Annotated in this window: 14 protein-coding genes; 7 read left to right on the top strand and 7 right to left on the bottom strand. The window is 67.9% G+C overall.

Features of this window, described 5'->3' with window-relative positions; translation table 11 throughout:
• Positions 1–10: 10 nt before the first annotated feature.
• From cls to hemE, 3 genes are all read right to left on the bottom strand, one after another.
• Positions 11–1,432 (bottom strand): cardiolipin synthase, encoded by a 1,422-nt coding sequence (cls, locus tag KUV62_RS05850; RefSeq protein WP_222602738.1) that lies wholly within the window; start codon positions 1,430–1,432, stop codon positions 11–13.
• A 71-nt stretch (positions 1,433–1,503) separates the two neighbouring features.
• On the bottom strand, positions 1,504–2,292 hold the full coding sequence (locus KUV62_RS05845; protein ID WP_222602737.1) for an exodeoxyribonuclease III: 789 nt from the start codon (positions 2,290–2,292) through the stop codon (positions 1,504–1,506).
• Positions 2,293–2,377: 85 nt separating this feature from the next.
• Positions 2,378–3,409, bottom strand: coding sequence for a uroporphyrinogen decarboxylase (gene hemE, locus KUV62_RS05840; RefSeq protein WP_222602736.1), 1,032 nt, complete (start codon positions 3,407–3,409; stop codon positions 2,378–2,380).
• 91 nt (positions 3,410–3,500) lie between these two features.
• On the opposite strand from hemE, the gene hemC reads away from it, so the two are divergent.
• The 3 genes from hemC to KUV62_RS05825 all read left to right on the top strand — a co-directional run bounded on the left by hemC (position 3,501) and on the right by KUV62_RS05825 (position 6,039).
• Positions 3,501–4,460, top strand: coding sequence for a hydroxymethylbilane synthase (gene hemC / locus KUV62_RS05835; RefSeq protein WP_222602735.1), 960 nt, complete (start codon positions 3,501–3,503; stop codon positions 4,458–4,460).
• A gap of 251 nt (positions 4,461–4,711) precedes the next feature.
• The gene (locus tag KUV62_RS05830; protein WP_222602734.1) at positions 4,712–5,590 is read left to right on the top strand and encodes a 50S ribosomal protein L11 methyltransferase; all 879 of its coding nucleotides are present in this window, start codon (positions 4,712–4,714) and stop codon (positions 5,588–5,590) included.
• Positions 5,591–5,694: 104 nt separating this feature from the next.
• Positions 5,695–6,039 (top strand): hypothetical protein, encoded by a 345-nt coding sequence (locus KUV62_RS05825; protein WP_222602733.1) that lies wholly within the window; start codon positions 5,695–5,697, stop codon positions 6,037–6,039.
• A 125-nt stretch (positions 6,040–6,164) separates the two neighbouring features.
• On the opposite strand, the gene KUV62_RS05820 is transcribed toward KUV62_RS05825, so the two are convergent.
• Positions 6,165–6,455: a DUF1127 domain-containing protein gene (locus tag KUV62_RS05820; RefSeq protein WP_222602732.1), complete on the bottom strand. Its 291-nt coding sequence runs from the start codon at positions 6,453–6,455 to the stop codon at positions 6,165–6,167.
• A 324-nt stretch (positions 6,456–6,779) separates the two neighbouring features.
• Between KUV62_RS05820 and ruvC the strand changes: the two genes are divergently transcribed.
• From ruvC to ruvB, 4 genes are read left to right on the top strand one after another with little or no spacing between them, the layout of a single operon-like run.
• The gene (gene ruvC, locus KUV62_RS05815; RefSeq protein WP_222602731.1) at positions 6,780–7,271 is read left to right on the top strand and encodes a crossover junction endodeoxyribonuclease RuvC; all 492 of its coding nucleotides are present in this window, start codon (positions 6,780–6,782) and stop codon (positions 7,269–7,271) included.
• Positions 7,268–7,942, top strand: a complete 675-nt coding sequence (ruvA, locus tag KUV62_RS05810) for a Holliday junction branch migration protein RuvA (RefSeq protein ID WP_222602730.1) — start codon at positions 7,268–7,270, stop codon at positions 7,940–7,942. Before ruvC ends, ruvA begins: the two co-directional genes overlap by 4 nt.
• 5 nt (positions 7,943–7,947) lie before the next feature.
• Positions 7,948–8,829, top strand: coding sequence for a GIY-YIG nuclease family protein (locus KUV62_RS05805; protein WP_222602729.1), 882 nt, complete (start codon positions 7,948–7,950; stop codon positions 8,827–8,829).
• A 2-nt stretch (positions 8,830–8,831) separates the two neighbouring features.
• Positions 8,832–9,857: a Holliday junction branch migration DNA helicase RuvB gene (gene ruvB / locus KUV62_RS05800; RefSeq protein WP_222602728.1), complete on the top strand. Its 1,026-nt coding sequence runs from the start codon at positions 8,832–8,834 to the stop codon at positions 9,855–9,857.
• Between the two features lie 7 nt (positions 9,858–9,864).
• Here the strand turns inward: ruvB and KUV62_RS05795 are convergent, their stop codons facing one another.
• The 3 genes from KUV62_RS05795 to KUV62_RS05785 form a co-directional block, all read right to left on the bottom strand.
• A complete protein-coding gene (locus KUV62_RS05795) occupies positions 9,865–10,767 on the bottom strand; it encodes a DMT family transporter (protein WP_222602727.1) in 903 nt (300 codons plus the stop codon).
• 288 nt (positions 10,768–11,055) lie between these two features.
• On the bottom strand, positions 11,056–11,595 hold the full coding sequence (locus tag KUV62_RS05790; protein WP_222602726.1) for a pseudouridine synthase: 540 nt from the start codon (positions 11,593–11,595) through the stop codon (positions 11,056–11,058).
• Entirely contained in the window at positions 11,589–12,044 is a 456-nt protein-coding gene (locus KUV62_RS05785; protein ID WP_222602725.1) for a nucleoside deaminase, read from the bottom strand. The genes KUV62_RS05790 and KUV62_RS05785 overlap by 7 nt, the downstream gene beginning before the upstream one ends.
• Positions 12,045–12,120: the final 76 nt, after the last annotated feature.

Raw genomic sequence — 12,120 nt, 5'->3', positions numbered from 1 at the left:
GCCTTCCCTCTCAGAGCACCGGCGAGAAAAGACGCGTCACCCGCGCGCCGGCCCGCAGCCAGAGCGGCTGCTCGTCGAAGCTGGTCTCGAGCCGCTCGGAGACCTCGAAATCCGCCTCCAGCATTGCCGCCACCTCGCCGGCGAAGCGCTCGTCGAACACCGCCACCATGGTCTCGAAATTGAGGCGGAAGGAGCGGTTGTCGAGGTTCGCGGTGCCGACACCGGCGAACTCGCTGTCGCAGACCACCACCTTCTGGTGCACGAAGCCCGGCTGGTAGCGCCAGATCTGCACGCCCGCGGCGCGGAGCTCGTCGAAATAGGTGAAGGCCGCCAGCCATGTCAGCCAGTGGTCGCGGACCTCCGGCACCAGCACCCGCACGTCGACGCCGCGCAGCGCCGCCGCCTTCAGCGCCGCGAACACCTCTTCGTCGGGCACCAGGTAAGGCGAGGAGATCCAGAGCCGCTCGCGGGCGGCGGTGATGGCCGAGAAATAGAACAGCGAGCCGCTGTCGAGCTCGTCGACCGGGCCCGAAGGCACCACCACCGCGTCGGCGCCGTCCTCCTGCGCCGCCGGGGTCCAGTGCAGTTTCTCGCCCAGCGCCTCGTCGGTGGCCCAGTGCCAATCCTCGACATAGGCAAGCTGGAGCTGCGCCACGGTCGGCCCTTCGAGCCGCAGGTGGGTATCGCGCCACGGCCCGAACTCGGGGTTCAACCCGCGATAGGTGTCTGAAACGTTGAGCCCGCCGGTGAAACCGACCTCGCCGTCGATGATGACGGTCTTGCGGTGGTTGCGGAAGTTGATCTGCAGCCGCGAGGTCGGGCCACGCGCGGCGCGCGGGTCGAGTACGTTGACCCCGGCCTTGACTAGACGGTCGCGGTAGCTTGCCGGCAGGCTGTAGCTGCCGACGCCGTCGTAGAGCACCCGCACCGAAACACCGCGCTCCGCCGCCGCGATCAGGCGATCGGCCAGCGCCCGCCCGGTGTCGTCGTCGGCGATGGTGTAGTATTGCACCAGCACGTAGCTCTGCGCCGCATCGATGGCATCATGAATTGTCGGGAAGGTCTGCGCCCCGTCGATCAGCAGCTCGAACCGGTTGCCGCCGACCACGCCCAGCTCCGAGATTCGCTCGTAGAGCCTGTAGGCGTCGCGGTCGCGGCTCGGCTGCACCGTGCGGGCATAGGCGCCGAAGGTCTTCATCAGCCGGTGGCTGGCACGACGGCGCTTGGTGAAGCCGTGCAGCTTGTGATGGCCGAAGAGCAGGTAGGCCGGCAGCGCGAACCAAGGCGCAGCCAGCAGGAACACCACCCATGCGACCGAGCCCTGCGGCGTGCGCGCCCGGCGCAGCACCCGCCAGATTGCCACCCCCACCGCCAGCGGCAGAAGGATGGCGATGAGAACGGAGATCAGGATGCGCAGGTCGGCGATGAACATGAAACTATGCCTACAAGGTCGGTCTCAACCCTGCCAAGAGCTTCCGGTTCCGTCTACGCCATTGTTTGCGCTCAGAGATCGAATGTCGCGAAAACCGGCGCGTGGTCCGACGGTTTTTCCCAGCCGCGCGCCTCGCGCAGCACCCGGCTCGAATGCCCGGCTGAGGCGATGTCGGGCGTCGCCCAGACGTGATCGAGACGGCGCCCCTTGTCGGCGGCATCCCAATCGCGCGCCCGGTAGGACCACCACGAATAGAGCAGCCCCTCGGGGATGTCCTTGCGGGTGATGTCGACCCAGGCGCCCGCCTCCTGGGTCTCGGCCAGCGCCGCCACCTCGACGGGCGTGTGCGAGACCACCTTGAGAAGCTGCTTGTGCGACCAGACGTCGTCCTCGCGCGGGGCGATGTTGAGATCGCCGACGAGGATGGATTTCTTCGGCGCGTCCTCGCGGAACCAGTCTCGCATCTCGGAGAGGTAATCGAGCTTCTGGCCGAACTTCTCGTTGACCTCGCGGTCGGGCACGTCACCGCCGGCGGGGACGTAGAAATTGTGCACCGTCACACCGTTCTCAAGCTCGGCGGCGACGTGGCGGGCATGGCCAAGCCCGGCGAAATCGCGGTCACCCACGTCGCGCAGCGGCAGCTTCGACAGGATCGCCACGCCATTGTAGCCCTTCTGGCCCCGCGCCACGATATGGCCGTAGCCCAGCGCCTTGAACGCCTCGAGCGGGATCTTCTCGACCGGGCTCTTGCACTCCTGCAGGCAGAGCACGTCCGGCGCCTCCTCGGTCAGCAGCTTGCAGACCAGCGCCTCGCGCAGGCGGACCGAGTTGATGTTCCAGGTGGCGAGGGTGAAGGGCATGTCTGGGATCTCCGGCTTGTCTCCCCGCCCCAATCGCATCGGGACGGGGGTATCGCAACCCGGATCGTGCCCGGGCCAAGCGGGCTCAGGCGCCCTCGCGCACCGTGTCGATCATCAGCTGCACGTTCTCGGGATCGGCATCGGGGGTGATGCCGTGGCCGAGGTTGAAGATATGCGGCCCCTTGGAGAAGGCCTTCACCACCCGCCGGGTCTCTGCAACCAGAGCGTCGCCGCCGGTGACCATGTGCGAGGAGGCGAGGTTGCCCTGCACGCAGCCCGAGACCTGCACGTGCTCGGCGGCCCATTCCGGGGTGACGCTGTCATCGACCGCGACGCAATCGGCGCCGGTCGCCTCGTGAAAGCCGACATAGCCCTGCCCCGCCTGTCGCGGGAAGACGATGACCGGCAGCCCCGGGTGGCGCGCCTTGAGCTCCTGGGTGATAATCTTGGCGGGCTCCAGCGCATAGCGGCGGAAATCCTCGCCCGAGAGCGACCCCGCCCAGCTGTCGAACAGCTTGACCACCTCGGCCCCGGCCTCGACCTGCGCCGAGAGGTAATCGATGGTGGCCTCGGTCAGGCGCTCGATGATGGCCTCGAAGACCGGCCGGTTCTCGGCCTTCAGCGCGTGCGCCGGGCCCTGGTCCTTGGTGCCGCGCCCGGCGATCATGTAGGTCGCCACGGTCCAGGGGGCGCCGGCGAAGCCGATCAGCGTGGTCTCTTCCGGCAGCTCGCGGCGCAGGATCTTCACCGTCTCGTAGATCGGGCTGAGCGTGTCGTGGATCATCTCGCCACGGCCCAGCTTGTCGAACTCGGCCTGCGTGGTCACGGTCGAGAGCCGCGGCCCCTCGCCGGTGACGAACCACAGGTCGTGGCCCAGCGCCTGCGGCAGCAGCAGGATGTCGGCAAAGAGGATTGCGGCGTCGAAGCCGTAGCGGCGGATCGGCTGCAGCGTCACCTCGGCGGCGAGCTCGGGATTGTAGCACAGCGACAGGAAGTCGCCGGCCTGCGCCCGGGTCGCCTTGTATTCCGGCAGGTAGCGCCCGGCCTGGCGCATCATCCAGACCGGCGGCACGGGCAGGGTCTCGCCGGCAAGCGCCCTGAGGATGGTCTTGGTCATTGTCGCGGCCTCCCAGATGGTGTCGCAGGCGGCAATATGTCAAATCACGCCCCATTGCCACAGGCGAACACGCGACATAAAGCTCAGGCCCATGATGACACCGCTTCCGACCCCCGCCGCGCCCCTGAAGATCGGCACCCGTGGCTCGCCGCTGGCGCTGGCCCAGGCCCATGAGACCCGCGACCGCCTCGCCGCCGCGTTCGAGCTGCCGCAGAACGCCTTCGAGATCGTCGTCATCAAGACCACCGGCGACGACCGCGCGATGATCGCCGCCGACCGTCCGCTGAAGGAGATTGGCAACAAGGGGCTCTTTACCAAGGAGATCGAGGAGCAGCTGCTCTCGGGCGGTATCGACATCGCGGTGCACTCGATGAAGGACATGCCGACCGAGCAGCCCGAGGGGCTTGTGCTCGATTGCTACCTCCCGCGCGAGGACGTGCGCGACGCCTTCATCTCGCCGGGCCATGCCGGGCTTGCCGCGCTGCCCGAGGGCACCGTGGTCGGCACCTCGTCGCTGCGCCGCCGGGCGCAGCTGCTCAACCGCCGCCCCGACCTGCAGGTGGTGGAGTTCCGCGGCAACGTGCAGACCCGGCTGAAAAAGCTCGAGGATGGCGTCGCCGCCGCCACCTTCCTCGCCATGGCCGGCCTGCGCCGCATGGACATGACCGACATCCCGATGACCGCCATGTCGCCTGACGACATGCTGCCCGCCATCGCGCAGGGCGCCATCGGCATTGAGCGCCGCAGTGACGACGCCCCCACGGCCGAGATGCTGGCCGCGATCCACGACACCGACACCGCCACCCGCCTCGCCGCCGAACGCGCCTTCCTCGCCGCCCTCGACGGCTCCTGCGAGACTCCGATCGCAGGCCTCGCCGAGCTCGACGGCGACACGCTCCGCCTGCGCGGCGAGATCCTCGCCCCCGATGGCAGCGCCTCCCATGCGGGAGAGCTGACCGGCCCCGCCGCCGACGGCCCCGCCATGGGCCGCACGCTGGCCGAGGAGCTTCTCGCAAAGGCGGGCCCCGGCTTCTTCGCCTGGCGCGGCTGAGCGCTGCGCGAGCTTGACCCTCGGACGCCTCCGGCGGGAGTATTTTTGACGAAGAGAAGACAGGGGCGAAGCGCCCTTGCCTTCTCTGGTTTGCAAGTACCTCGGGGGTGAATTGGCGCACCGCGCCAAGAGGGGGCAGCGCCCCCTTTTCGTACCATGAACACTCCGGCCCCGACCGGGCCGCGCAATCTTTCTTCCCACCGCGCGGCAAACGCGGTATCGGGGCCCGCACACAACCCGGAGCCCCTTCCATGCCCAGAACCTGGACCGCCTTCACCAAGCTTCCCGCCAAGGATCCTGCCGAGGCGCTCGGCGAGGCGATGGAAGAGCTCGAGCCCGCGCCCTCAGGCATCGGCGTCTTCGAGATCGAGGACGGCAGCGGGACCTGGGAGGTCGGCGGCTACTTCACCGAGGCGCCCGACGACATCGAGCTGGCCCTGCTTGCCGCCGCTTTCGGCGCCCAGCCCTTCGTGGTCTCCGAGGTGCCCGACCAGGACTGGGTCGACAAGGTGCGCCGCGAGCTGACCCCGGTCGAGGCCGGGCGCTTCTTCGTCTATGGCAGCCATGATGCCGACAAGGTGCCAGCCGACGCTGAGCCGCTGCTGATCGAGGCCGCCATGGCTTTCGGCACCGGCCATCACGGCACCACGCTGGGCTGCCTGCGCGCCCTCGACCGACTCGCCACCGGCGGTTTCACCGGCAAGCGCGTCGCCGATATCGGCTGCGGCACCGCGGTGCTGGCGATGGGCGCGGCCCGGATCTGGCCCGACACGGTGATGGCGTCGGATATCGACGAAGTCGCCGTCGAGGTCGCGGAGGCCAATGTCCGCGCCAACGGCCTCGAGGGCAAGGTGACCTGCGTCGAGGCCGCCGGCTTCGACAACCCCGAGCTGGCGGCCCGCGCGCCGTTCGACCTGGTCTTCGCCAACATCCTCAAGCAGCCGCTGATCGACCTCGCCCCGCACATGGCGGCGCATCTTCAGGAGGGTGGCTACGCGATTCTGTCGGGCATCCTCACCCGGCAGGCCGACGAGGTGGTCGAGGTTTATGCGCAGAACGGCATCAATCTGGCCCACCGCGAGGAGATTGGTGACTGGGTGACCCTGACGCTGCAGCGCAGCGCCACCTGAATTTCAGATTCCTGGAGAGTTTCTGGGCATAAGTCACAGTTTCGCCCCATTCCAAGCTCATATGCGGCACATCCGGTGGGGGCCGGATTGTGTAAGAGGTTGCCATGGATAAGGCTCTGAATGACTTCGACAAGCGCCAGCGCGCTGTCGTCATGAAGCACCACAAGCTCGCAAACGGCTATGTCACCAAGCTGAACCGCAACGGGATCATCGAGCACCGGCCGATCCGCCGTGTTCCGGTCGTCTCTCTCAAGGGCGTGCTGTTTGCCCTCCTCGGCTTCTTCGCCTTCAAGGCCGTTCTGTTCGCGAGTCTCGGCGGCGAGGAATATCTCGCCCGCGTCGCGCATCTGGCGCAGGGCACACTGGTCGAGCGCGCCGGCGCCTGGCTGATGGGTCTCGACCCCGCGAGCCTGTGGATCGCCACCCTGATCCAGTCCCTCATCGGCTGAACGGCCGGGCGCCGGGCGCCCGCTACCAGCCAAACGTGAAAAAAGCCGCGCCTTCCGATGAAGGGCGCGGCTTTCTCGTCTTGGCCGTGAGTGGCGGGGGAGGCCCCTCGCAAGGGGCCGTCTTCTCAGAATTTGCCGCGGGCGACGGAATAGATGTCTGCGCGGGTCAGACCGATATCGTCGAGTTCGCGATCAGTGAGGGCCTCGAGGCTCTTGCGGGTCAGGCGGGCGTCGTTCCAGTCGATGATCGCGTCGGTGACGGCCGCGAAGAAGCGGCTCACCGAGGCTGCGATCTCGTAGGAGACCGAAGCGCCACGCTCCGGCGCTGCGCCGTAGCCGTTGAGGAAGACAGTGCCGATGCGACCGGCCATACCGGCGGCACCAGCGTTCTGGCGGAAGGAGTCATATGCCGACATGGGTCAGTGTCCTTGACTTGATGTTTTCAGTTTGCCTGTTTTCTATGCGAGGCATCTAGTGAAGCGCCCAAGAGAGGACAACTCGCAGAAAATGCATGGTCCTTATGCGTTTTGCGAATAGCTCATAAATTAACTTAAAGGCCTGCAATTCCGCTCATTTTCGCGGCGCTCCGCGGTCGCTTGCGGATCTCGGGATGTCGCAATCAGGCTCCCGCGCCCTTGTATCGGGCAGGCCGGTCTTCTCGCTTCCGGCGCTTCTTGCTTGGCGAATGTTCGCGTTTCGTGCTACTCGATGGCAAACAGGCAACACAAAGGCGGGCAGGAATGAGGGTTCTCGGCATCGATCCGGGTCTGAGACGGCTGGGATGGGGAATCATCGACGCCGAAGGCAGCCGCCTCCGGCATGTCGCGAACGGGGTCTGCGAATCGCAGGGAAGCGATGATCTCGCCACCCGTCTGCTCGCGCTGCATCGCCAGCTCACCGAGGTGCTGACCCGCTTCGCCCCGCAGATCGCGGCGGTCGAGCAGACATTCGTCAACAAGGACGCGGTCGGCACGCTGAAGCTCGGACAGGCGCGTGGCGTGGCGCTCCTGGTGCCGGCGCAGTTCGGCCTTCCGGTGGGCGAATACGCTCCCAACAAGGTCAAGAAGACAGTGGTGGGGGTCGGCCATGCCGACAAGCGCCAGATCGACCACATGGTGAAGATGCAGCTCCCGGGCGTGCAGATCGCCGGGCCCGACGCCGCCGACGCGCTGGCCATCGCGATCTGCCACGCCCATCACGTCGGGCCGCAGCAGGCGAGGATACGGGCATGATCGGGCGCATCGCAGGACGCATCGAATACAAGGGCGAGGACCACGTGCTGATCGACGTGCGCGGCGTCGGCTACGTGGTCTACTGCTCCGACAGGGTGCTCGCCGGCCTGCCCGGCCCCGGCGAGGCGGCGGCGCTTTATACCGATCTCATGGTGCGCGAGGACCTGCTGCAGCTCTACGGCTTCCCGACGCTGGTCGAGAAGGAGTGGTTCCGCCTGCTGATGACGGTGCAGGGCGTGGGGGCGAAGGCGTCTCTCGCCATCCTCGGCACGCTCGGCCCCGACGGCGTCAGCCGCGCCATCGCGCTTGGCGACGGCACCGCGATCAAGGCCGCCAAGGGCATCGGCCCCAAGACCGCGCAGCGCGTGGTCCACGAGCTGAAGGACAAGGCGCCGATGGTGATGGCGATGGGCGCGGGCCCGGTGGCAAGCCCCGGCGACGACGTGCTCGAAGACGCGACGCCCGCCCCCGCCGCACCGCGCGCCCCTGCCCCGCGCCCGGCGCCCGCTGCCGCCCCGGCCCAGTCCGAGGCGCTCTCTGCCCTCTCCAATCTCGGCTACGCCCCCGGCGAGGCCGCCGGTGCCGTGGCGCAGGCCGCGGGCGATCTGCCCGAGGCCACCACCGCCGAGCTGATCCGCGCGGCGCTGAAACTGCTAGCGCCGAAGGGCTGAGGCCGGTGTTTTTCCAAGACATCCTGCGGCTCCATGACATTCCACAGCGCGACGTCGCCTTGTGCCTTCACAAACCGAGCGACCCGATCACGCGCCGCGCTCTGGCTGTACTCGTTGAGGAACGCCCAGACCTTTTCGACGCCTTTCAGGCGACACATAGTGAGCTTGCCGAAGCGACCATCCGCAATCGCCGCTACTTTGCGTCCTTCCTTTCGCTCCTGCCCGGAGAGGCGACGTTCCTCGGCCTCTTCGAGCGCGAAGTTGGACCGACATTGACGGAACAAGATTGGCTTCATGACGCGCGCCTTCGAGAGATGAACGAGCGCGTTGAAGGACATCGCAGCACGGTCAAGGAGAAGGCCCGGCAGCTGGCGGGTCGGACGCTTTTTCAGCTCACCCCGCTTGCCCAGACATCGACCTATGAGAAGCGCTTGATCTGTCGTGACCCGGGCGGTCGCAATTATCTGCGGCGCGCAGACACGACCCCGCTGGAGGTGCTAGAGTTTTCTCGTGAAGGCCGCGTTGCCCCCACAATGCCCAATTGGCGGGAACTCACGCTGACAAGCGCGGAGCTCTCGACCCTCCCCAGAGACTGGGAGTTCACACTCAGAGCATGGCGTGGCGTTTACCTCATCGTGGACGAGGACGACGGAGCAAGATATGTCGGATCGGCGTACGGGTTGGAAAACCTTCTTGGCCGATGGCGACAGCACGTCGCGCGAGACCGCGGCATCACCGTCGGGCTTTCCAAGCGAAGCCCTGCGAGTTTTCGTTTTTCGATACTCGAATTGGTGTCGCCGACAGCCCCCGATCAAGACGTGATCGCCGCAGAGACAACCTGGAAGCTTAGGCTCGACACACTTCGCTTCGGCCTGAACGGAAACTGAGCATGACCGACCCGGATCCCACCCTGCGCCCGGAACCGATGCCCGAGGATCGCGACCGCGCGCTGCGGCCGCAGATGCTCGGCGATTTTGTCGGGCAGGCGGAGGCACGCGCCAACCTGCGGGTCTTCATCCAGTCCGCCCGCACCCGCGGCGAGGCGATGGATCACACGCTGTTCCACGGCCCTCCAGGCCTCGGCAAGACCACGCTGGCGCAGATCATGGCGCGCGAGCTGGGGGTCAACTTCCGCATGACCTCGGGGCCGGTGCTGGCCAAGGCGGGCGATCTCGCGGCGATCCTCACCAATCTCGAGCGCAATGACGTTCTGTTCATCGACGAGATCCACCGGCTCAACGCCGCCGTGGAAGAGGTGCTCTACCCGGCGATGGAGGATTACGAGCTCGACCTCGTCATCGGCGAAGGCCCGGCGGCGCGCACCGTGCGCATCGAGCTGCAGCCCTTCACGCTGGTCGGCGCCACCACGCGGCTCGGCCTCCTGACCACGCCGCTGCGCGACCGCTTCGGCATCCCGACGCGGCTGCAGTTCTACACCGTCGAGGAGCTCAACAGCATCGTCACCCGCAACGCCGAGAAGCTCGGCGTCCGGGCTGAGCCCGACGGCGCGCGCGAGATCGCCCGCCGCGCCCGCGGCACACCGCGCATCGCCGGGCGGCTGCTGCGCCGGGTGGTGGATTTCGCCGTGGTCGAGGGCAATGGCGTGGTGACGCGGGAGCTGGCCGACGGCGCGCTCACCCGGCTGGGCGTCGACGGGCTCGGGCTCGACGGCGCCGACCGCCGCTATCTCGGGCTCATCGCCGAGCATTACGGCGGCGGCCCGGTGGGCATCGAGACCATCGCCGCGGCGCTGTCGGAGAGCCGCGACGCCATCGAGGAGGTGATCGAGCCCTACCTGCTGCAACAGGGGCTGATCCAGCGCACCCCGCGCGGGCGGATGCTGGCGCAGCGCGCCTGGACCCATCTCGGCCTCGCAGCGCCGCAGCCGCCCGGACAGTCGACCCTGTTCGACTAGCCCCGCCTCAGAGCGCCACGACGAGCGCGATGATCGACAGGGTCAGGAAGCCGATGCCCGCGAGCTCGCGCCGGGTGATGTGCTCGCGGAAGAACAGCACCGAGGCGATCAGCGAGAAGATCAGCTCCACCTGCCCCAGCGCCTGCACGTAGGCCGCGGTCTGCAGCGTGTAGGCGGTGAACCAGGCGAGGCTACCGGCCATCGAGCTGAGGCCGAGCCAGAGCGCCACCTTTCGGGCCTGCCAGACCGCGGTGATCTGGCCCGGCTCGAAGAGCCGCAGCCAGAGCGTCATTGCCAGGCATTGCGACAGCACCACGCAGCTCAGCGTGACGCTGGCGCGCAGGATCGGGTCGCTGCTGGCGATCTCGAGCGAGGCGCCGCGATAGCCGACGGCGGAGAAGGCGAAGAAGAAGCCCGAAGCCAGCCCCAGCGCCACCGCCCGGTTGGCGATGCGGCGCAGGAAGGAGCCGGTGATGTCGGGCGTGTCCGACAGCAGCAGCACGCCCACGAGCCCGATCAGGATCGCGCCCCAGCCGGCCAGCGAGATCGCCTCGCCCAGCATCAGGAAGCCGACGATGGCGGTCTGGATCACCTCGGTCTTCTTGAATGTGATGCCGACGGCGAAGTTGCGCTGCCGGAACAGCGCCACGACGCAGATGGTAGCGAGGATCTGCCCCAGCGCGCCCATCCAGGCATAGGCCCAGAACGCCGCGGGCAGTGCCGGCCAGCCCTGCCCGGTGATGACGAGATAGGCACCGGTGAACAGCAGCGCCGCCGGCAGCGCGTAGGCGAAGCGGGCGAAGGTGCTGCCCGTGGCGCTCAGGCCACCCATGCTCAGCACCTTGTGCAGCATGAAGCGCAAAGTCTGAAAGAAGGCGGCGGCGACGGTGACGACGATCCAGAAGTCCATGCGCGCAGCATTGACGGGCGGAGCAGGGAAAGACCAGCGGCTTCGGGAGATAATATGTCCACAAATAGCCCCGCGCTGATCGACCGGGCGCTCTCGTGACGGACGCCAGATCCGAGGAAAGGGGCTCTGCCCCCTCTTGGCGCTGCGCGCCAATTCACCCCCGAGGTATTTCGAAACCAGAGAAGACGAAGGCGCAGCGCCCCTGGCTTCTCTTCGTCAAAAATACTCCCGCCGGAGGCGTCCGGCAGTGCCAAGACGCGTCGTGGCCGGGATGGCAGCGCGCCCGGCTCAGACCACGCGCCATTCCCCCGGCGCGAGCCCCTCGACCGACCAGTCGCCGATCGACCAGCGCACCAGCCGCAGGCAGGGCAGCCCGACATGGGCCGTCATCCGGCGCACCTGTCGGTTGCGGCCCTCGGTGATCGTCACTTCGAGCCAGGCGTCGGGCACCGACTTGCGGAACCGCACCGGCGGCACGCGGGGCCAGAGCTCCGGCGGCGGCAGCCGGCGGAGCTGCGCCGGACGGGTGGGCCCGTCCTTCAGCGTCACGCCGCGGCGCAGCTGCGCGATCTGGGCCTCCGAGGGATCACCCTCGACCTGCACGAGATAGGTCTTGGGCTTCCTGAACTTCGGATGCGCGATGCGGGCCTGCAGCCGGCCGTCATCGGTGAGCAGCAGCAGCCCCTCGCTGTCCCGGTCGAGCCGGCCGGCCGGGTAGACCTTGGGCACGTCGACATAGTCCGACAGCGTCGCGCGCGGGGTGTCGGCGGTGCCCTTGTCGGTGAATTGCGACAGCACGCCGTAGGGCTTGTTGAGCAGGATCAGCATGTGCGGCGCTCCGCGAAGAAGCGTTTCAGGAGCGCTTCCGAGGGCGCGGCGGAGATGCCGTCATAGACCTCGGGCGCGTGGTGGCACTGGGCATGGGCGTAGACCCTCGCCCCGTGATCGACGCCGCCCGACTTGGGATCGGCGGCGCCATAATAGAGCCGCGCGATGCGGGCGAAGGAGAGCGCCGCGGCGCACATCGGGCAGGGCTCCAGCGTGACGTAGAGATCATGCCCTGGCAGGCGCTCGGAGCCAGCGGCGCGGCAGGCGGCGCGCAGGGCGAGGATCTCGGCATGGGCCGTGGGGTCATCGAGCTCGCGGGTGCGGTTACCGGCGCTGGCCACCACCGCGCCGGAGGGCGCCACGATAACCGCGCCCACCGGCACCTCGCCGCGGGCGGCGGCGGCGCGGGCCTCGGCAAGGGCCAGCTCCATGTGACTGCGAAAGCTCATGGCGCCGGGTGATAGCCGAGCCGTGGCGCTTTGGCGAGACGCTTCCCCCGGGCTGAGCTTTGCAGTATGGCTCGGC

It is taken from the genome of Salipiger bermudensis (assembly GCF_019801965.1).
Lineage (GTDB): Bacteria > Pseudomonadota > Alphaproteobacteria > Rhodobacterales > Rhodobacteraceae > Salipiger > Salipiger bermudensis_A.
This window is presented reverse-complemented; position numbering and strand designations above follow the sequence as displayed.

Bases quoted from the DNA above. Each gene is read 5' to 3' on its own strand.
- KUV62_RS05795 (WP_222602727.1), bottom strand. From the start codon at position 10,767: ATGGACTTCTGGATCGTCGTCACCGTCGCCGCCGCCTTCTTTCAGACT.
- hemC (WP_222602735.1), top strand. From the start codon at position 3,501: ATGATGACACCGCTTCCGACCCCCGCCGCGCCCCTGAAGATCGGCACC.
- ruvC (WP_222602731.1), top strand. From the start codon at position 6,780: ATGAGGGTTCTCGGCATCGATCCGGGTCTGAGACGGCTGGGATGGGGA.
- ruvB (WP_222602728.1), top strand. From the start codon at position 8,832: ATGACCGACCCGGATCCCACCCTGCGCCCGGAACCGATGCCCGAGGAT.
- KUV62_RS05825 (WP_222602733.1), top strand. From the start codon at position 5,695: ATGGATAAGGCTCTGAATGACTTCGACAAGCGCCAGCGCGCTGTCGTC.
- KUV62_RS05785 (WP_222602725.1), bottom strand. From the start codon at position 12,044: ATGAGCTTTCGCAGTCACATGGAGCTGGCCCTTGCCGAGGCCCGCGCC.
- hemE (WP_222602736.1), bottom strand. From the start codon at position 3,409: ATGACCAAGACCATCCTCAGGGCGCTTGCCGGCGAGACCCTGCCCGTG.
- ruvA (WP_222602730.1), top strand. From the start codon at position 7,268: ATGATCGGGCGCATCGCAGGACGCATCGAATACAAGGGCGAGGACCAC.
- KUV62_RS05845 (WP_222602737.1), bottom strand. From the start codon at position 2,292: ATGCCCTTCACCCTCGCCACCTGGAACATCAACTCGGTCCGCCTGCGC.
- KUV62_RS05820 (WP_222602732.1), bottom strand. From the start codon at position 6,455: ATGTCGGCATATGACTCCTTCCGCCAGAACGCTGGTGCCGCCGGTATG.
- KUV62_RS05830 (WP_222602734.1), top strand. From the start codon at position 4,712: ATGCCCAGAACCTGGACCGCCTTCACCAAGCTTCCCGCCAAGGATCCT.
- cls (WP_222602738.1), bottom strand. From the start codon at position 1,432: ATGTTCATCGCCGACCTGCGCATCCTGATCTCCGTTCTCATCGCCATC.
- KUV62_RS05790 (WP_222602726.1), bottom strand. From the start codon at position 11,595: ATGCTGATCCTGCTCAACAAGCCCTACGGCGTGCTGTCGCAATTCACC.